Annotated in this window: 18 protein-coding genes; 9 read left to right on the forward strand and 9 right to left on the reverse strand. The window is 74.4% G+C overall.

Annotated features, from left to right (window positions below):
- Positions 1-201: 201 nt before the first annotated feature.
- Positions 202-1,461, reverse strand: coding sequence for a DUF3152 domain-containing protein (locus Sfr03f_RS15600; protein ID WP_308216766.1), 1,260 nt, complete (start codon positions 1,459-1,461; stop codon positions 202-204).
- A gap of 242 nt (positions 1,462-1,703) precedes the next feature.
- Positions 1,704-2,750 carry an alpha/beta fold hydrolase gene (locus Sfr03f_RS15605; protein ID WP_108954500.1) on the reverse strand — a complete coding sequence of 349 codons (1,047 nt, stop codon included), beginning with the start codon at positions 2,748-2,750 and terminating at the stop codon, positions 1,704-1,706.
- A gap of 238 nt (positions 2,751-2,988) precedes the next feature.
- On the opposite strand from Sfr03f_RS15605, the gene Sfr03f_RS15610 reads away from it, so the two are divergent.
- The 4 genes from Sfr03f_RS15610 (at position 2,989) to Sfr03f_RS15625 (ending at position 5,058) form a co-directional block, all read left to right on the forward strand.
- Positions 2,989-3,219 carry a hypothetical protein gene (locus tag Sfr03f_RS15610; protein WP_108954501.1) on the forward strand — a complete coding sequence of 77 codons (231 nt, stop codon included), beginning with the start codon at positions 2,989-2,991 and terminating at the stop codon, positions 3,217-3,219.
- 420 nt (positions 3,220-3,639) lie between these two features.
- A complete protein-coding gene (locus Sfr03f_RS15615) occupies positions 3,640-4,281 on the forward strand; it encodes a TetR/AcrR family transcriptional regulator (protein ID WP_108954502.1) in 642 nt (213 codons plus the stop codon).
- Between the two features lie 134 nt (positions 4,282-4,415).
- Positions 4,416-4,643, forward strand: coding sequence for a DUF3107 domain-containing protein (locus tag Sfr03f_RS15620; RefSeq protein ID WP_108955003.1), 228 nt, complete (start codon positions 4,416-4,418; stop codon positions 4,641-4,643).
- 130 nt (positions 4,644-4,773) lie between these two features.
- Positions 4,774-5,058 carry a hypothetical protein gene (locus Sfr03f_RS15625; protein WP_108954503.1) on the forward strand — a complete coding sequence of 95 codons (285 nt, stop codon included), beginning with the start codon at positions 4,774-4,776 and terminating at the stop codon, positions 5,056-5,058.
- Positions 5,059-5,192: 134 nt separating this feature from the next.
- Here the strand turns inward: Sfr03f_RS15625 and Sfr03f_RS15630 are convergent, their stop codons facing one another.
- Positions 5,193-5,948: a ferritin-like fold-containing protein gene (locus Sfr03f_RS15630; protein ID WP_108954504.1), complete on the reverse strand. Its 756-nt coding sequence runs from the start codon at positions 5,946-5,948 to the stop codon at positions 5,193-5,195.
- A 583-nt stretch (positions 5,949-6,531) separates the two neighbouring features.
- Between Sfr03f_RS15630 and Sfr03f_RS15635 the strand changes: the two genes are divergently transcribed.
- Positions 6,532-8,811, forward strand: a complete 2,280-nt coding sequence (locus Sfr03f_RS15635) for a DEAD/DEAH box helicase (protein ID WP_439959679.1) — start codon at positions 6,532-6,534, stop codon at positions 8,809-8,811.
- 80 nt (positions 8,812-8,891) lie between these two features.
- Positions 8,892-9,797 (forward strand): alpha/beta fold hydrolase, encoded by a 906-nt coding sequence (locus Sfr03f_RS15640; protein WP_108954505.1) that lies wholly within the window; start codon positions 8,892-8,894, stop codon positions 9,795-9,797.
- Positions 9,798-9,965: 168 nt separating this feature from the next.
- Here Sfr03f_RS15640 and Sfr03f_RS15650 read toward each other — a convergent pair whose 3' ends face one another.
- Positions 9,966-10,871, reverse strand: a complete 906-nt coding sequence (locus Sfr03f_RS15650; RefSeq protein WP_108954506.1) for an NYN domain-containing protein — start codon at positions 10,869-10,871, stop codon at positions 9,966-9,968.
- Positions 10,872-11,068: 197 nt separating this feature from the next.
- Between Sfr03f_RS15650 and Sfr03f_RS15655 the strand changes: the two genes are divergently transcribed.
- Complete coding sequence (locus Sfr03f_RS15655; protein ID WP_108954507.1) at positions 11,069-11,221, forward strand: DUF8834 family protein; 153 nt, start codon at positions 11,069-11,071, stop codon at positions 11,219-11,221.
- Between the two features lie 93 nt (positions 11,222-11,314).
- Here the strand turns inward: Sfr03f_RS15655 and Sfr03f_RS15660 are convergent, their stop codons facing one another.
- From Sfr03f_RS15660 to Sfr03f_RS15675, 4 genes are all read right to left on the reverse strand, one after another.
- Positions 11,315-11,920, reverse strand: coding sequence for a MarC family protein (locus Sfr03f_RS15660; RefSeq protein ID WP_108954508.1), 606 nt, complete (start codon positions 11,918-11,920; stop codon positions 11,315-11,317).
- A gap of 142 nt (positions 11,921-12,062) precedes the next feature.
- Positions 12,063-12,953 carry a PHP domain-containing protein gene (locus Sfr03f_RS15665; protein ID WP_108954509.1) on the reverse strand — a complete coding sequence of 297 codons (891 nt, stop codon included), beginning with the start codon at positions 12,951-12,953 and terminating at the stop codon, positions 12,063-12,065.
- Between the two features lie 163 nt (positions 12,954-13,116).
- Complete coding sequence (locus Sfr03f_RS15670) at positions 13,117-13,776, reverse strand: DUF6758 family protein (protein ID WP_108954510.1); 660 nt, start codon at positions 13,774-13,776, stop codon at positions 13,117-13,119.
- Between the two features lie 181 nt (positions 13,777-13,957).
- Positions 13,958-14,542: a suppressor of fused domain protein gene (locus Sfr03f_RS15675; protein WP_108954511.1), complete on the reverse strand. Its 585-nt coding sequence runs from the start codon at positions 14,540-14,542 to the stop codon at positions 13,958-13,960.
- Positions 14,543-15,099: 557 nt separating this feature from the next.
- Between Sfr03f_RS15675 and Sfr03f_RS15680 the strand changes: the two genes are divergently transcribed.
- Positions 15,100-16,257, forward strand: coding sequence for a magnesium and cobalt transport protein CorA (locus Sfr03f_RS15680; RefSeq protein ID WP_108954512.1), 1,158 nt, complete (start codon positions 15,100-15,102; stop codon positions 16,255-16,257).
- Positions 16,258-16,280: 23 nt separating this feature from the next.
- Positions 16,281-16,862: a hypothetical protein gene (locus Sfr03f_RS15685; RefSeq protein ID WP_108954513.1), complete on the forward strand. Its 582-nt coding sequence runs from the start codon at positions 16,281-16,283 to the stop codon at positions 16,860-16,862.
- A gap of 50 nt (positions 16,863-16,912) precedes the next feature.
- On the opposite strand, the gene Sfr03f_RS15690 is transcribed toward Sfr03f_RS15685, so the two are convergent.
- Positions 16,913-17,665 carry a hypothetical protein gene (locus tag Sfr03f_RS15690; protein ID WP_174721591.1) on the reverse strand — a complete coding sequence of 251 codons (753 nt, stop codon included), beginning with the start codon at positions 17,663-17,665 and terminating at the stop codon, positions 16,913-16,915.
- Positions 17,666-17,751: the final 86 nt, after the last annotated feature.

Here is a 17,751-nt window from a genome sequence, read left to right on the forward strand (position 1 = left end):
AGGAAACGGCCGCCCTCGACGGCGGCGGCTGGTAGCCGGGACGAACGTATGCGGATATGCGGGTGGCGCGACGGACGGTTGTCCGTCGCGCCACCGGAAGGGGTGAACGCCCGTAACTTTCCCTTTCACGGGGCGTTTTGCAGCGCACAGCGACGGTATCGTCGCGCGCCGTGCGCGCGGGCGGACGGACCGGCGGGCGGGTCAGCCGTTCGGGTAGGCCCAGGCGTTCGGTCTGCAGTGGATGCCGTCGTGGTCCAGGAACTTCGTCTGCTGCTGCATCACGGGAGCCAGCCCGCCGTCCTTGGCGCACTCCACGTGCCCGTAGCCCAGGCGGTGGCCCACCTCGTGGTTGATCAGCATCTGCCGGTACGAGTGGATGCGCCGGTCGCCGTAGGTCTCCGAACCCCGCGCCCAGCGATAGGCGTTGATCATCACGCGGGAGGTGGAGGCGGAGTCGCAGGAGACGTTGTCCACGGTGGTGTCCAGGCCGGACCTGGCGCACCACTCGGCGGTGGTGCCCGGGCTGGCGAGGGTGATCACGAAGTCGGGGTCCTTGTCGGCGCCCTTCGGCACCCGCTTGAACGCCAGGCCGTCGTGCGCCCAACTGCGGTCGTCGTTGAGCGTCTTGTGCACGGCATCGGCGAACAGCTCGCCGTCCAGAGCCAGTTCGTCCTCGACGTCCACGCGGTAGGTGAACTCGTCGCCCTCGCGCGGGGGTTCCTCGGTGCCCGGCACCGAGGTGAAGGTTCCGGGGCCCGCGAGCGTGGGGCTGAGGTCGTAGACCAGGCCCATCCGCTGCTTGTAGGTGAGGCCCTGCAGGTTCCACGCCTTCGGCAGCGGTGCGGGATCCGCGACGCCCACGGGCTGCCCCTTCTCCCCCTCGGCCCCCGGCACTCCCGCGGCCTGCGCCCCGCGCACCGAGTGGGCCCGGTCGTCGGCGACCTGCTCGGAGACCGTGACCCCGAGGACCACCAGCACCGCGAGCGCGAGCACGCCGGTGAACAGGCGGCCCTTCACCCCGCGTCCCGGCCCGACCCGGCGCGGTGCGGGACGGGACGCGGACGGCACCGGGTCGAGGTCGTGGTCGCCATCGCCGTCCGGACCGTCCGCGGGACCACCGGGGCCCTGCGCGGAGCGGGGCCCGTCGGGACGTGCCGGAACGTCACCGGGTCCGGCCGACGGCCGGTGGCGGACGTGGTCGTCGAGCGTGTCGTAGTAGGGGGGCCGCTGACCCAGCGTGGCCAGGCCCTCGGTCCGGGCCACCAGGTCACGGGGCTGCTCCGCCCAGGTGTCCCAGCCGCCGTCCTGTTCCCGCGGCCCGCGGGAGCCGGCGTACCCGGGCCGCCCGCCGTCGTCCTGGGGACGGCCGCCGTGATGCTGGGGGTGACCGTCGTGGCCCTGGGGACGGCCGCCCTGATGCTGAGGGTGGCCGCCGTGGTCCTGGGGGTGGCCTCCACGCACGGGGGACGGAGGACCGCCCCTGCCGTGGGCCGAAGGGGTGTACGCCCCGAGGGCCTGGCGCGGGGGCGGCTCCCAGGGGCTCCAGGCGTCCTCGGCGTCCGGGGCGCCACCCGCTTCGGCGGAGCGCGACGCCCCGGCGGCGCCAGGAGCGCCCCGTAGGTCGTGAGGAGCGGCCGCGGCCGGATTCGCGGCATCTGCGGGCCTGGCAGGCCCCCGGCGACTGTGCCGTCCCACGCGCTCCCTCAGCTTTCGGTTTCCGTCACGGCCAGGACATCGTCGGTCTCGCCCGGACGGCGCTCCCCCGCCTCCCCGCCGGCCTCCCCGCCCTTGCCGGCAGAGGCGCCGGCGTCGGCGAGGAACTCGCGGAAGGCCCGGGCGACCGTGTCCGGACACTCCATCATGGCCACATGTCCGGCTTCCGGCAGCGCCAGGAGGCGCGAACAGGGGAACGCGCGGGCCGCCCGGCGGGCCATCCGGAACGAGACCAACCGGTCACGCCCCCCGTAGACGAGCAGGGTGGGCGCGGCGACCCGCTCGGCGTGTCGCCACAGCCGGTGCCGTCCGGCCAGGGTGTACGCGTCGACTATGCCGCGGGCCGAACGGGTCATCGCGTCCCAGAAGTACGGCAGCCGCTGCCGCCGCTCCATCTCCGCCACCGCCGCGGCCAGACCCTCCTCGGTCACCCGCCCGGGGTCCCCGTAGGTGAGCCCGAGCACTCCGCGCACCCGCTGCTCGGCGGTCCAGCCGCGGGTGAGGCGGGTGAACAGCGCCGTCGCCCCGGGCACCGCGAGCAGTCCGGTCGGCACGGCGCTGCGCTGCACGCGCAGTTCCGGCAGCGCGGGCGAGACCAGGGTCAGCGTGCGCACCAGGTCCGGGCGGAGCGCCGCGACCTTGGTGGCGACCGCACCGCCCATCGAGTTGCCGAAGAGGTGCACCGGGCCGCGCCCGGACCGCTCCAGGTAGCGGACGACGGCGCGGGTGTGGCCGGTGATCGAGTAGTCGCCGTCGTCCGGCGGCGGGGAGTCGCCGAAGCCGGGCAGGTCGACGGCCTCGCAGTCGAGCAGGTCGTCCAGCAGCGGCATCAGCGCCGACCAGTTCTGCGAGGAGCCGCCCAGCCCGTGCACGAAGAGCGCCGGCTCGGCGTCCTCGCGCGAGGACGGACGGGAGCGGACCGACAGGGTCACGCCCCGCAGCGCGACCGACCTGATCCGCTCACCGTCCGCGGCGACCGGGCCCACACGGGGCAGTACGGTGCCCGCGGGCGGGACGGGGGCATCGGTCGAAGACATGCGCCAATGTTACGAGACGATCACGCCCTGCCAGGCGTACCGGCGGCCCCCGGGGGTGTGGGGGCGGTCACAGCGAACGGGCCGGTGTGATCCGGGCGGCCCCGGGCACACATCCGCACGCGGAGGCATCGCGCCTGCGCCGGGTGTCTCCTAGGCTCGACTCCACAGGGCACCCCGCCCCGGAGCGGTCCGCCGCCGGGGCCGAACGGACCGGAACCCCACCGAAGGGAGCCCCACCATGCCTGTCGACCCGACCGACCCGGACACCTTCGTGCACGAGGAGGAAGAGGAGGAAGCCGCCCCGGAGATCGACGTCGAGGCCCCCGAGCACGACGCGGCCGAGCAGCTCGCGGACGTCCGTCCCGCCAAGGACGAGCCGGTGCGCGGCGAGGCGGCCGACCGCGCCGCCGAGGCGGACCTCGCCGAACAGGCGAGGGTGGTGGAACTCGACGAGGACGACTACCGCTGACACCGGCCGCCGCCGAGGGCCCGGCGAGGGCCCTCGGCGGCCGGTGCGCGGGGCGGAGCTCCCCCTGGAACACCCCGGCGGACCGGCCCAGGAGCTCCGGCGGGCAGGTGCTGGAAGTCCGGCGGGCAGGTGCTGGAACTCAGGCGGACCAGCCGGGACCTCCGCGGCATCCGCCCAGAAGCTCCGGCGGACCGCCCCAGAAGCTCCGGCGGACCGCCCCGGGAACCACGCGGCGGACCGGCCGGGGACGGCCGCGGCGGACCGGTCGCGGACGCCCGTGCGCGCCACCGGCGTCGCCCCTGCCTCGGGGGTCTCTCACCGCCCGCTGAATTTCTCCGGTCGCAGGACGCGCAGGACGGTTACCGAAAAGTACGATGGTGCTGCGGCCCACGCCGCGCACGGACGATCTTGGGAGGCGGCGTGACAGCCATCGAGCAGACAGAGGCGGCACGCCCGCGCGGCACCCGGCTTCCGCGCCGTGCCCGGCGCAACCAGCTCCTGGGAGCCGCGCAGGAGGTGTTCGTCGCCCAGGGCTACCACGCCGCCGCCATGGACGACATCGCCGAGCGGGCGGGCGTCAGCAAGCCGGTGCTGTACCAGCACTTCCCCGGCAAGCTCGAGCTGTACCTGGCCCTGCTGGACCAGCACTGCGCCGCGCTGATCGAGTCGGTGCGCGCGGCGCTCGCCTCGACGCACGACAACAAGCAGCGCGTCCGGGCGACCATGGACGCCTACTTCGCGTACGTGGAGGACGACGGCGGCGCGTTCCGTCTGGTCTTCGAGTCGGACCTGACCAACGAGCCCGCGGTGCGCGAGCGCGTGGACAAGGTGACCAACGAGTGCGCCGAGGCGATCTGCGACGTCATCGCCGAGGACACCGGGCTCTCCCGCGAGGAGTCGATGCTGCTCGCCTCGGGCCTGGGCGGGCTCGCCCAGGTGGTGGCGCGGGCCTGGCTGCACAGCGACCGCAGCGTGCCGCGGGACAAGGCGGTGCAGTTGCTGGCCTCGCTCGCCTGGCGCGGCATCGCCGGGTTCCCGCTGCACGGCACCGAGAACGCCTGAGCACTCCGGGCCCCCTCGGGACCCGGGGCCCGGCGACACCCCGGGAAGGGCCCCGCCTGGACTAATGTGTCCGGGGTACGGCGCGGACGGAAGCGAGATGTCCGCGCACCACTGACCGTCGGAGGGACATGGCCGTGGAGGTCAAGATCGGCGTGCAGCACGCGCCCCGCGAGATCGTTCTGCAGAGCGGTCAGAGCGCCGAGGAGGTCGAGCGGCTCGTGGCCGAGGCGCTCGCCGGCAAGTCGGCGCTGCTGACCCTGGTGGACGAGCACGGCCGCAAGGTCCTGGTCCCGGCGGAGCGCCTCGCCTACGTCGAGCTGGGCGAGCCGGCTCCCCGCAAGGTGGGCTTCGGCGCGCTCTGAGCAGCGGGCGGACACGCACGTGAAGGGCCGGACGGCATTGAGCCGTCCGGCCCTTCGGCGTGTGCGGGGCGTGATGGGCGGGTAGTCACACCGGGACCTTCCGTGCACGCTCCTGGTGAAGGGACCCGCCATGTTCTTCCTCGCGGCGCCGGCCTCGGTGCTCATCGGGCTCCTGCTCGCCTACGCGGCCGTCCACCGGCTCCCGCACCGGCTGCCGCCCGCGGGCATGGTCCTGCCCACCGGGGTGGCGGGCGCCCTGCTCGGCACGCTGGTCACGCACGCCGCCATTGCGCCCAGCCGGGTCGCCCCCCTGCTGCTCGGCGCGGCGGCGCTGTCCGCGGCCGCGCTCTCGCTGCTGCTGCGCCCGCAGCACACCGGTCCCCGCCGCTCCCCGGCCCGTCCCCCGGCGGCCTGAGCCACCGGTCGGGACCGGAAGGAACCGCAGGCCCCGGCGGCCCGGGCGACCGGCCAGGACCACAGGACCGGCGGCCTCCGCGACCACCGGCGGCCGGGCCGGACCGCCGGCCCGAGCAACCGTCGCCGGGAACGTCAGGCGGCGAGCCCCAGGGCGGCCATGCGCTTGGTGTGGGCCTCGGTGATCCGGGAGAACATCCGGCCCACCTCCGCGAGGTCGAAGCCGTCCGCGACGCCGCCGACCAGCATGGTGGAGAGCGCGTCCCGCTCCGCGACCACCCGCTGGGACTGCGACAGCGCCTCACCCATCAGCCGCCGCGCCCACAGCGCGAGGCGCCCGCCGACCCGCGGATCCGCCTCGATGGCCGCCCGCACCTTCTCCACCGCGAACTCGGCGTGGCCGAGGTCGTCGAGCACCGCCAGCACCAGCTCGCGGGTGTCGGAGTCCAGCCGCACCGCGACCTCGCGGTAGAAGTCGGCCGCGATCGAGTCGCCGACGTAGGCCTTGACCAGGCCCTCCAGCCAGTCGGAGGGCGCCGTCTGCCGGTGGAAGCCGTCCAGGGCCGCGACGAACGGGGCCATCGCCTCCTCCGGGTCGACGTCGATCTCCGCGAGCCGCGCCCGCAGCCGGTCGAAGTGGCCGAACTCGGCGGAGGCCATCTTGGCCAGCTCGCCCTTGTCGGCCAGGGTCGGCGCCAGCTTGGCGTCCTCGGCGAGCCGCTCGAACGCCGACAGCTCGCCGTACGCGAGCGCTCCCAGCAGGTCCACGACGGCGGCGCGGTACTGCGGGTCTGCGGAGGCCTGCTCCCAGGTCTGCGCGGCGACCTTCTGGGTCGCGGCGTCCGGAGCGGGGGCGTCGGTCTGGCCGGTGGCGTTGTCAGGCGTCGTCATGAAACGAACGATAGTCCGCCCGCCCCGCGCTCCGGCCGTCACCGTCCTCGCTCGTCACGCCGCCGCGCCCGGGCGCGGCGGCGCGCCGGGCGGGTCCGCCCACCGGTGGGCGGCGTCGCGGCCCTTGGCGCACGGTGTGCGCCGGGGCGGTGTGAGGACCACAACGTCACCGAATCGACCGTCGCATGTGCGTGATTCCGGGGTATGGTGGTATTGCGTCCGCTCGTATCCGGCGGACCGCACGTATGAGGATGCCCGGTCGGTGGCCCGATCGGCTCCGACCCGACAGCCCTCCTCGCCCGCAGGCCTTCCGCGTGCGGCCACGGAGGGGACCCTCAGCGGTACGAGTGCTGGAGCGTCGGCGTGGTCCCGTGCCACAGGCCCGCCCCGAAGCAGGGCCGACGACGTCCTTCCGGTCCGGTACGGCCGTGCTCGGCACGGTTGATCCCCCGCGCTCGCCTCGCGCCGCGCACACAGAAGAGGCAGCACCCTGACTACCACGTTCCGCGATCTCGGAATTCTCCCTGAGACGGCCGAGGCCCTCGAGGCCGTCGGCATCGTCACCCCCTTCCCCATCCAGGAGATGACGCTCCCGGTGGCCCTCTCGGGCTCGGACGTCATCGGCCAGGCCAAGACCGGCACGGGCAAGACCCTCGGTTTCGGCCTGCCGCTCCTGGAGCGGGTCACCGTCCCCGCCGACGTCGAGGCCGGGCGGGCGGATCCGGAGGACCTGACCGAGGCGCCGCAGGCGCTGGTCGTGGTCCCCACCCGTGAGCTCTGCACCCAGGTCACCAACGACCTGCAGACCGCCGGCAAGGTCCGCAACGTCCGCGTCCTGGCGATCTACGGCGGGCGCGCCTACGAGCCGCAGGTCGAGGCCCTGAAGAAGGGCGTCGACGTGGTCGTCGGCACCCCGGGCCGGCTGCTCGACCTGGCCGGCCAGAAGAAGCTCGACCTCAAGCACGTCCGCAGCCTGGTCCTCGACGAGGCCGACGAGATGCTCGACCTCGGCTTCCTGCCGGACGTCGAGAAGATCATCAACATGCTTCCGGCCAAGCGCCAGACGATGCTGTTCTCGGCGACCATGCCGGGCGCGGTCATCGGCCTGGCCCGCCGCTACATGTCGCAGCCCACGCACATCAGCGCCACCTCGCCGGACGACGAGGGCAAGACGGTCGCGAACACCAAGCAGTTCGTCTACCGCGCGCACAACATGGACAAGCCGGAGATGGTCGCCCGCATCCTGCAGGCCGAGGGCCGCGGGCTGGCGATGATCTTCTGCCGCACCAAGCGCACCGCCGCCGACATCGCCGACCAGCTGCAGCGCCGCGGGTTCGCCGCCGGCGCCGTCCACGGCGACCTGGGCCAGGGCGCCCGCGAGCAGGCGCTGCGCGCCTTCCGCAACGGCAAGGTCGACGTGCTCGTCTGCACCGACGTCGCCGCGCGCGGCATCGACGTCGAGGGCGTCACGCACGTCATCAACTACCAGTCGCCCGAGGACGAGAAGACCTTCCTGCACCGCGTCGGCCGCACCGGCCGAGCCGGGGCCAAGGGCACGGCCGTCACCTTCGTCGACTGGGACGACATCCCGCGCTGGCAGCTCATCAACAAGGCGCTGGGCATCGGCTTCAACGACCCGGTGGAGACGTACTCGACGTCCCCGCACCTGTTCTCGGACCTGAACATCCCCGAGGGCACCAAGGGCATACTGCCGCGCTCCGAGCGGACCCGTGCGGGCCTGGGCGCCGAGGAGATCGAGGACCTGGGCGAGCCGGGCGGCCGCAAGGGCGACCGGGACCGCGGCGGCCGGGGCGGCCGTGGCCGTGGCGGGCGTGACGAGCGTTCCGCCCGGGACGAGCGCCCCTCCCGCGACGGGCGTCCGGCGCGTGGGGGCGAAGGCTCCGACGCGTCCGAGGCCGCCGAGGGCGAGCGCGCTCCGCGCACCCCGCGTCGCCGTCGCCGCACCCGCAACGGCGCCCCGGTGAGCCAGGCGGCCGCCCCGGCGACCGCCGCGATCGCCACGCCCGCCGTGGAGAGCCCCGCCGAGGCGGCGGCTCCCGCCGCGCAGGCGGCCGTCGAGACGGCCGAGGGCGCCGCACCGCGCCGTCGTCGCCGCACCCGTGCGGGCGCCGGCGCAGCGGAGGGCGCCGTGACGGAGGCCACCGTGACGGAGGCCGCCGCGCAGACCGCGCCGGTCGCCGAGGCGGCCCCGGTGGAGCTGGAGGCCGCGCCGCGCCGCCGGACCCGCAAGGCCGCCGCGCCCGCCGAGGCCGAGGCCGTGGCGGACACGGTCGAGGCCGTCGAGGCCGCCCCGAAGCGCCGCACCCGCAAGGCCACCGCCCCCGCGGAGACCGCCGACGCCACCCCGGTGGCCGAGGCCCCCGCCGAGGCCGAGGCCAAGCCGCGCCGCCGCACCCGCAAGGCCGCGCAGCCGACCGAGGCCGAGGCCACCGCCGCGGCACCCGCCGAGGACGCCGTGGCCGCGCCGCGCCGCCGGACCCGCAAGACGGCCGCGCCCGCCGAGGCTGTCGCGGACACGGTCGAGGCCGTCGAGGCCGCCCCGAAGCGCCGCACCCGCAAGGCCACCGCCCCCGCGGAGACCGCCGACGCCACCCCGGTGGCCGAGGCCCCCGCCGAGGCCGAGGCCAAGCCGCGCCGCCGCACCCGCAAGGCCGCGCAGCCGACCGAGGCCGAGGCCACCGCCGCGGCACCCGCCGAGGACGCCGTGGCCGCGCCGCGCCGCCGGACCCGCAAGACGACCGAGGCGGCCCCGGTCGCCGAGATCCCCGCCCAGGCGGGCGAGGAGGCGCAGACCAAGCCGCGCCGCCGCACCCGCAAGGCCGCGCAGCCGGCCGAGAGCTGAGGCTCCTGCCGACGGCCCGGCTCCCCCTCGGGGGAGCCGGGCCGTCGGCGTTCCCGGGCGCGCTCGGTAATCTGAGCGCCATGAGCAGGCCCGACACCTTCACTCCCCCGCCCGGTGCGCGGGCGTTTCAACTGGCCACCTCGCGCGGGAAGTTCGCCGCGATCGAGATGCCCTCCGCCCCCGGCGCCGCACAGCGCGGCACCGCCCTGCTGCTGCCCGGGTACACCGGCAGCAAGGAGGACTTCATCGCGCTGCACGCCCCGCTGGCGGCCCGCGGCTACCGCACGGTGGCCGTGGACGGGCGCGGGCAGTTCGAGTCCGAGGGGCCGGACCACGACGAGAAGGCCTACGCACAGGCCGAGTTGGCCCAGGACCTGCTGTCCCAGGCGCACACCCTGGCGGAGACGGCGGGCACCCGGATCCATCTGCTGGGGCACTCGCTCGGCGGGCAGATCTGCCGCGCCGCCGTCCTGCGGGACGCCTCCCCGTTCCGCAGCCTGACGCTGATGTCCTCGGGCCCGGCCCGCATCTCCGACTCCCAGCGGCAGCGCGTCACCATGCTCCGCGAGGCGCTGGCCTCGATGTCGATGGAGCAGGTGTGGGACGTGATGCAGGCGATGGAGGCCACCGTCGCGCCCGAGGTGCTGGCCGAGCAGCCCGACACCAGGCCGCTGCGGGAACGCTGGCTGCGCACCCGTCCGGCCCAGCTGACGGCCACCGGGCGGCAGCTGTGCGAGGAGCAGGACCGGGTCGCGGAGCTGGCCGCCGTCGGCCTGCCCTGCCACGTGCTCTCCGGCGCCCGCGACGACGTGTGGCCGGTGGAGCTCTTCGACGACATGGCCGCCTGCCTCGGTGCCCGCCGCACCGTCGTCGAGGGCGCGGAACACTCCCCCAACGTCGACCGCCCCGAGGAGACGGCACGCGCGATCGCCGGCTTCTGGGACGACGTCGCCCCCGACGGACCGTCCCCCGCCGCCGGCCGCTAGCCACTGGTCGCCGACCACCGACCGACTCCCGACCGCTGGTCGCCGGTCGCCGGTCGCCTGTCGCTGGTCGCCGGTCGCCTGTCGCTGGCCGCCGGTCGCTGGCCGCCGGTCGCCCGTCGCCCGTCGCCCGTCGCGCCGGACGGTGAGGACCCGTGCCCGCGCGCCGGCTCAGCGCACGGTGCGCAGGCGGTCCCAGAAGCCGTCCCGGAGCGCGCGGCGCAGGTCGGACTGCCCGCGCAGGGAGTAGCCGAGCAGCCCCTCGGCCTGCACCAGCAGGGCCTGGTCCTCGGACCCGGGCAGGTACGGCTGCTCGCCCAGCAGGGCCTCCATCGCCTCCGGCCCGCGTTCGGCGAGCCACCGCGCGGCGATCTGCGCACCGACGAACCGGACGTCCTCCCAGCTGGGCCGGGCCATCGCCGCCTCGAAGGCGACCGTGGCCCGGCGCGAGACGTAGGGCTTGAGGAACTGCAGGTCCAGGGTGCGCTCGCTGTCGACCTCCCAGAGCAGCGGCTCGGCCTGGTTGCGGCCGTCCGGGGCCTCGATGCCCCAGAGGTGGACGCGCGCGCCGTACGCCTGCGCCGCCTCCACGGCCGGCACCAGGTCCTCGTCGCCGCCGAGCAGCGCGGCGTCGGTGATGGCCCGGTGGCGGGCCAGGGCCTCCAGGTCGGAGCGGATCAGCCCGTCGACGCCCTTCTGCTGGTTGTTGGCGTTGAGGTTGCCGAGGCGCACCTTCACGTCGGGCAGCTCGGCGATCGCCTGCTGCTCGGCGGTGTGGATGCGGCGGCGGGCGCCGTCGTACCAGTACACGCGCAGCAGCCGACTGTCCTGGAAGAGGAGGGCGGCCTTGTCGATGAGCGCGGCGATGACGCCCTCGGTGTCCATCTCGAAGGCCCGGCGGTCCTCGGTGCCGACCACCAGCCGGCCGGCGGCGGCGTACAGGTAACCGGCGTCCACGAAGAGGGCGTGGGTGGACTGCGGCGCGGACTGCGTCCTGTCCATCGCGGTGAGGACACGTCTGAGCAGCTCGTTGGTGCTCTCGATGCTTGCGGTCAGCGCCGCGAGGTCGTCATTCATACCGGGGTCCATTGTCCCGGCGGTCACGGAGCGGACACAACCGGTCTCACCCGGTTCCTACCCTCCGCCCACATGGTCCCGTGACCTGGGGGTATGAGAAATCTACTTAGGCGGCCGAAATTTTTCCTTAGCTAGGGAATCTTCCCGCCCGGTTCGGGTGTTGTACCCGGTACATACCGACGTGGGAAGGGAGAAGCATGCGCTTCGAGATTCTGCGTCTCGACGACGCCAGCGGCCGTCCGGTCGACAGCACCGTCGTGGACGCCGCCTCCGTCAACGGGATCGTGCAGCGGGCCGCCGAGATCGGCCAGCGCCTCTGGATCCGTCCGGCCGATTCCACGGCCTCATAACATTTCCGAACCACCGCGGCCCGGCGGGCAGCTTCCACGAAGGAGGCTACCCACCGGGCCGCAGTGCTTTTCCGGCCGCACCAGGTGCGGGGCTCAGGAGCCCTGGACCACCTGGGTCACGCCGTTGATGATCTGCTGCACGGCGATGGCGGCGAGCAGCATGCCCGACAGCCGGGTCACCAGGACCACGCCGCCTTCCTTGATCAGGCGGACCACCAGCAGCGAGTTGCGCATGACCAGCCAGATGACCACGTGGATGGCGAGGATCGCCGTCCACACGCCGACCTGCGCGCCGACGTCGCCCGCCTTCTCGACGGCGAGGATCACCGAGACGATGGCGCCCGGACCGGCCAGCAGCGGCATGCCCAAGGGGACCAGTGCCACGTTGACGTCCTTGGTCTGCTGCGGCTCGTCGGTCTTGCCGGTGAGCAGGTCGAGCGCGACCAGCAGGAGCAGCACGCCGCCCGCGATCATCAGGGCGGGCACCGAGATGTGCAGGTAGTCGAGGATGTGCTGGCCCGTCAGGCCGAAGAGGGCGATCACGCCGCCGGCCACCAGGACCGCCTGCAGCGCCATGCGCTTCTGGACGGCGGTGGGCCGGCCGGCGGTGAGGCCGAGGAAGATCGGAGTGACCCCGGGCGGGTCCATGATCACGAAGAGGGTGAGGAAGAGGGAACCGAAAACGGCGACGTCGAACACGGTGATTGGCCTTGCGGATGGTGCGGAACGCCGCCGTCGGGGCGCGCCCGGGCAGGGCACGGCGCGACGCGGCGTGGGACGTGGGGGGTGAGGGGGGCCGGACGCGGCGGGGCGGCGGACCGGGAGGGGCCGCGGCGCCGGGTCAGGCGGCGGAGGATCCGCCGGCGCCGGGCACCGGGAACGCGCCCCAGGCACGGCGGATGATCTCGCCGTAGACCTCGGGGTCGGTGAGGTTCTCGCCGAGGACGCAGGTCTTGCGGGTGCCGTGGTAGTCGGACGAGCCGGTGGTCAGCAGGCCCAGTTCGGCGGCGAGGCCGCGCAGCCGGGCCCGCGTGGCCCGGTCGTGGTCCATGTGGTCGACCTCGATGCCGTCCAGGCCGGCCTCGGCCATGGCGGCGATCGCGGACTCCGGCAGCGTCCGGCCCCGCTTGGCGGCGGCGGGGTGGGCGAGGACGGTGACGCCTCCGGCCGCCTTGACCAGGCGGATCGCCTCGAGGGGGTCGGTCTCGTGCTTGGGCACCCAGACGCGGCCGCGGTCGGCCAGCCAGTCCCCGGTGAAGGCCTCGTCCACGGAGGCGACGACGCCCAGCTCGACCAGCGCGGTGGCCACGTGGGGGCGGCCCACCGAGCCGTCGCCGGCGATGCGGGCGACCTGTTCCCAGGTGACGCCGACGCCCAGTTCGCGCAGCCGCTCCACCATGGCGCGGGCGCGCGGCACGCGGTCGTCGCGCACGAGCTCGCGCTCGGCGAGCAGGGCGGGCTCCTCGGGGTCGAAGAGGTACGCCAGCATGTGCGTCGAGATGCCGCCGGCGGGGTCGGCGCCGGGCTCCGTCCAGCGGCAGGAGAGCTCCGCGCCGGTGACGAGGGCGAGGCCCTCGGGGAGCGCGGCGAGCGCCTCGGCGTGACCCCGGGTGGTGTCGTGGTCGGTCACCGCGACGACGTCCAGACCGGCGGCGGCCGCCGCCCGCACGAGTTCGGCGGGGGTGTCCGTGCCGTCGGACGCGGTGGAGTGGCAGTGCAGGTCGATGCGCACGGCGACTCCAGCGGACGAGGGCTTGCACGAACAGGTCGACACAAGGATAAGGGGTCGTCCGAGTGGGTGACACTTACCTGCCCCGGACAGGCCGCCCGCCTCCCCCGGACAGGCCGCGCGAGGGTGTCCGTCAGGACTCGCCCAAGCCGTCAGCCGTCAGGCGTCAGGGGCCGGCCGAGGGGTCGGGTTCGAGGAGGCGCGGCGAGAGCGCCCCGCACGGCACCAGCTCGATCTCCGCACCCGCCTCGCGCAGGTCGGTGAGGACCAGGTCCTCGTACATCAGGAGCCCGGACCGCTCGGGCCACACCACGGCCCACAGCCACAGGCCCAGCGCCTCGCCCGCGAAGACCGCGCGGTCCTCGGGCGCGCCCTCCACCAGCCACATCGGGGTGGGGCGGCCGGCCGCGTGCAGCTTGGCCTCGGCGGGCTTGCCGATGTCGATGCGGGGGCCCGGGTCCGGTCCCTCGATCCCCGCGTAACGGGCTCCGAGGCCGACGCCGAGCTCCTCGGCCACCAGGATCAGCTCGCCGATGCCGCCCAGCGGCCCCGGACCGGAGCAGGCGACCGCCGAGGCGCGCCCTCCGCTGCGGTCGTCACCCGCACCGGCCACGCCGGTGAAGAGCCAGCCGACCGGGAGCGGCCAGGGCATCCAGACGGGGACCCGGGTGCGGTTCACCACCACACCGAGGGCCTCGACGCTCGGCGGGATCACGGGCTGCATCGGATGCACCGCCCCGTGCGCGTCGCACTGCCACGCGTCGGAGAAGATCCCGGGAGCCCTGACCCGGCCACCGCACTTCGGGCAACTGGGTTCGCCCCTCATAAGGTCCCACGGTCCTCCCTGGGCCGCGCCGCGTCAAGGACGATCACCCGTCCGGCGGCCGGGCCGGCGTGGCGCGCGGTCCGGCCCGTGCCCTCGCCCCGCCGCACCTCGGCCCCAACTGGCTGGTTCCGGCCATCCGTTGACCGGAAGCCGACCGGGAAACCAGGGTGACGTGCGTCACTCAGTCCAGGGTGACCGACCGGCGCAGCGGGTCCCGCAGGTCGGTGCCGTGGGCCAGCCAGCGCTCCTGCAGGGCCTGCGCGCCGTGCACCCGCTTCCAGGCGGCCTCGTTCGGGGTCATCGGCAGCAGCGGCAGGAACCGCACCGGGTCGAGCGGCTCGTCCAGCTCCAGGTCCTCGACCAGCCCGCCGGGCTCGCCCACCAGGACGGAGGTGAAGGGGGCGCCGGGCCACAGCGGCTCCCCGACGTCCAGTGATCCGCCCGGCGCCACGACCAGCCCCTCCACCTGCGGGGAGGCGGCGAGCACGGCCAGCGGACGGAGCACCTTGTCGGTGTCGGCGACGCCGCCCCGCACGGACAGCACCAGCTCGGCCCGCGGCCCCTTCACCGGGTCCGCGACCATCGCCGTGGGGTCGCTCATCGGGTGCGCGGACATCCCGAGCGTGGCGTACCGGACGACGTCCCCCTCGGTGAAGCGGAGCACCTCGACACGGTCCGTGCCGAGGAAGGTGACGGCGGCCCGGGCGCCGGGTTCGCCGAGCGCCGTCCGCAGACGCGCCTCGACCAGGGGGAGAACATCAGCCATGCGGCGAGCATAGAACTCGTCCGGAACGCGCCAGGAGTGGACGGGCGGAGACCTTGACAGTCACCTCGGCTGATAGTCTGGCCGCAGTCCGGGACAGCACGCCAAGCGTCGCGATCGAGTCCCGAACGCCAGTCATACTCCCCCTGAGAGCCGCTCCGCGCGCTCGCCCGCCAGGGGAAGGGATCGTCCCTCACGAGGGACCGGCCGGAGGAGGTGGGGCTGCGATGGACCGAAGTCGACCGTGCAGTACCACCCGCTCTTCCGGCCGCTGACGCGGCTCCGGCGTTCTCGCCGCTCCCACCGCCCCCTCGCTCAGCACGGCGGTGTCAGCCGATTCCTCCACGCCGGGGAAGAGCACTTCGTTTCGCCTGCCTGATCTTTGTCGATCTTTTCGATCTGCATCAGCAGCGACTGCTCGAACGCCGCGACGGTGCGGTGCTCCCCGCTTCACGGACGTGCCGGCCCATGGGTACCGGTGCACGCCCTCGTCACGAGGCTCCGGGGAACCAGCCGTCGGGCGCTCGCCCTTTCGTTGCCGAAAGCGAAGGAGCCCCGCCATGTCGATGATCCGAGACCTGCGCGCAGCGGTCCGTCCCTCCCAGCGCGTCGCCCGCTCGGTGCGCGTGCGGCCGTCCCGGCGGGGCGCCGCGGCCCTGGCCCACCTGGATCCGGCGGTCCTGCCCGCCCCGCCCGTGCCCTCGGCGGTCGTCGACTGCGGCATCTACCGCGACGGGCGCCGCGTCGTCCTCGACTCCGCGCCGACCCCGCAGGAGGCGATGCGCACCGCGCGGCGCGACGGCGGCTTCGTCTGGATCGGCCTGCACGAGCCCACGCAGGACGAGTTCGCGGGCATCGCCGCCGAGTTCGGGCTGCACCCGCTGGCCGTGGAGGACGCCGTCAGCGCCCACCAGCGGCCCAAGCTGGAGCGCTACGACGACAGTCTCTTCACCGTCTACAAGACGGTGCACTACGTCGAGCACGACTGCCTCACGCCGGACAGCGAGGTCATCGAGACCGGCGAGATCATGTGCTTCACCGGCCGGGACTTCCTGATCACCGTGCGGCACGGCGACAAGGGCTCGCTGCGCTCCCTGCGGCGCCGGCTGGAGGAGGACCCGGAGCTGCTGGCCAAGGGTCCCTCGGCGGTGCTCCACGCCATCGCCGACCACGTGGTGGACGGCTACCTCGCGGTCGCCGACGCGGTGCAGGACGACATCGACGACGTGGAGACCGAGGTCTTCAGCCCCGGCCGCCGCGGCAGCGCGCCGCGCGGCACCGACGCGGGGCGGATCTACCAGCTCAAGCGCGAGGTGCTGGAGTTCAAGCGGGCGGTGGCGCCGCTGCTGCGGCCGATGCAGCTGCTCAGCGAGCGGCCGATGCGGCTGATCGACCCGGACATCCAGAAGTACTTCCGCGACGTCGCCGACCACGTGGCCCGGGTGCAGGAGCAGGTGATCGGCTTCGACGAGCTGCTGAACTCGATCCTGCAGGCCAACCTGGCGCAGGCGTCGGTCGCGCAGAACGAGGACATGCGCAAGATCACCTCCTGGGCGGCGATCATCGCGGTGCCGACCATGGTCTGCGGCGTGTACGGGATGAACTTCGAGCACATGCCGGAGCTGGGCTGGAAGTACGGCTACCCGGTGGTCATGGGCTTCACGGTGATCGTCTGTCTCGGCATCCACCGCTCGCTGAAGCGCAACGGGTGGCTCTAGGCGGGCTCGCTACGCTGCTGCCCATGACGACCGCTGGTGACAAGACGACCGCTGGTGACGAGACGGACGAGCTGTTCGACCGGGCCCTCGTCGAGGAGGCCGCGAAGAAGTCCGCCCTGGTGTGGGTGCGGGCCGCGTCCGCGGCGGCACCGGGCGCCGCGGGCGTGCCCGCCGGTCCCGAGCGGGCGCTGTGGCACGTCTGGCACGACGGCGCGGTCTGCCTGGTCGGCGACGGGCCGGGCGAGCAGCCGCTGCCGGGGCTGACCGACGGCGGGCAGGCCGTCCTCACGCTGCGCGCCAAGGACAAGGGCGCCCGGCTGGTGTCCTGCCGGGCCGCGGTCACCGAGCTCACGGCCGGCACCCCCGCCTGGGAGGAGGCCGTCGGGGAGCTCAAGGGGAAGCGGCTCAACGCCGTGGACGCCGAGCGGATGCCGCAGCGGTGGGCCCGCGAGTGCCGGGTCCTGCGCCTGGAGCCGCTGGGCGCCGCGCTGCCGGCCCCCGAGGGCGCCCTGACCGCCGCGCCGCTGCCCACCGCGGCCACCACCCGCGAACCCGTCCCGGCGGCGCTCCCGCGCCTGCTCTTCCGCCGTCGGCGCCGGGGCTGAGCCGGCCACCGCGGCCGCACCGCCGCACCCCTGTCCGGCGGCGGGCGCGCCTACGTCTCGGGAAGGTCCTGGCCGTAGTCGACCTGCTTGTCCTTCGGCGGCTCGCCGAGGTCGATCCTCTTGTCCCAGTCGGTGAACCTCAGCGTGCCGCCGCCACCGGGCCGCTCCACGCGCACGGGGTAGGCCGTCCCCTGCAGGGAGACGTCCATCCGCCCGCCGGCGCCGTCGTCCACCTTGAGGCGGATCGTCCGGACCTCGCCGACCTCGTGGTAGTCGTCCTTCGCCAGCTTGCCGTCGAGCGCGAGCAGGCCGTCCAGCAGGGTGTCCATGTCGGTGAAGCCGCTGAACCGCTTGTACGCCGGGTCCTTCTCGGGCACCTTCACGTACTTGCCGTCCAGCTTCTCGGCCGTGGTGCCCTCCACGCCCTCGCCGTCGCCGCCGGCGGCCTGGTTCCAGAAGTCCGCGCCGGCCTGGAGGTACAGGGTCTCGCCGATCCGCAGCAGGCCGAAGGTGGTGCCGCCGGAGGTGACCTCGCCCCGGCCGCCGCCCTCGGACAGCTCCATGTCCAGCTCGACGCCGCCGTCCTTGGTGATCACCGTGCCGGCCAGGTGCACCGACCCCGCCGACCCGGCCGCCTTCATCGCCCGGGCGCGGATCTGGGCGGGCTCCAGCTTGCCGACCCCGTTGGTCCCCTCGTCCGGGTCGGACCCGCACCCGGCGAGCCCCGTCGTCGCCAGGGCCAGTGCGCAGACCGCCGCGACCCGGGCGGCCATGCGGGTACGACGCTGGGGAATCGGGGTCACAGGCGCGGCTGCCTCTCATCCGGTCTCGACGGGCTGAGGGGCAGCGTACCGGGGGCCCGACGGGGCAGACGGAGGCAGTCCGTCCG

The organism is Streptomyces fragilis, from assembly GCF_003112515.1.
Taxonomy (GTDB): Bacteria; Actinomycetota; Actinomycetes; order Streptomycetales; family Streptomycetaceae; genus Streptomyces; species Streptomyces fragilis.

Coding starts and splice junctions, on each gene's coding strand:
- Sfr03f_RS15605 (WP_108954500.1), bottom strand. CDS start 2,750: ATGTCTTCGACCGATGCCCCCGTCCCGCCCGCGGGCACCGTACTGCCC.
- Sfr03f_RS15610 (WP_108954501.1), top strand. CDS start 2,989: ATGCCTGTCGACCCGACCGACCCGGACACCTTCGTGCACGAGGAGGAA.
- Sfr03f_RS15625 (WP_108954503.1), top strand. CDS start 4,774: ATGTTCTTCCTCGCGGCGCCGGCCTCGGTGCTCATCGGGCTCCTGCTC.
- Sfr03f_RS15630 (WP_108954504.1), bottom strand. CDS start 5,948: ATGACGACGCCTGACAACGCCACCGGCCAGACCGACGCCCCCGCTCCG.
- Sfr03f_RS15635 (WP_439959679.1), top strand. CDS start 6,532: ATGACGCTCCCGGTGGCCCTCTCGGGCTCGGACGTCATCGGCCAGGCC.
- Sfr03f_RS15640 (WP_108954505.1), top strand. CDS start 8,892: ATGAGCAGGCCCGACACCTTCACTCCCCCGCCCGGTGCGCGGGCGTTT.
- Sfr03f_RS15650 (WP_108954506.1), bottom strand. CDS start 10,871: ATGAATGACGACCTCGCGGCGCTGACCGCAAGCATCGAGAGCACCAAC.
- Sfr03f_RS15655 (WP_108954507.1), top strand. CDS start 11,069: ATGCGCTTCGAGATTCTGCGTCTCGACGACGCCAGCGGCCGTCCGGTC.
- Sfr03f_RS15670 (WP_108954510.1), bottom strand. CDS start 13,776: ATGAGGGGCGAACCCAGTTGCCCGAAGTGCGGTGGCCGGGTCAGGGCT.
- Sfr03f_RS15675 (WP_108954511.1), bottom strand. CDS start 14,542: ATGGCTGATGTTCTCCCCCTGGTCGAGGCGCGTCTGCGGACGGCGCTC.
- Sfr03f_RS15680 (WP_108954512.1), top strand. CDS start 15,100: ATGTCGATGATCCGAGACCTGCGCGCAGCGGTCCGTCCCTCCCAGCGC.
- Sfr03f_RS15685 (WP_108954513.1), top strand. CDS start 16,281: ATGACGACCGCTGGTGACAAGACGACCGCTGGTGACGAGACGGACGAG.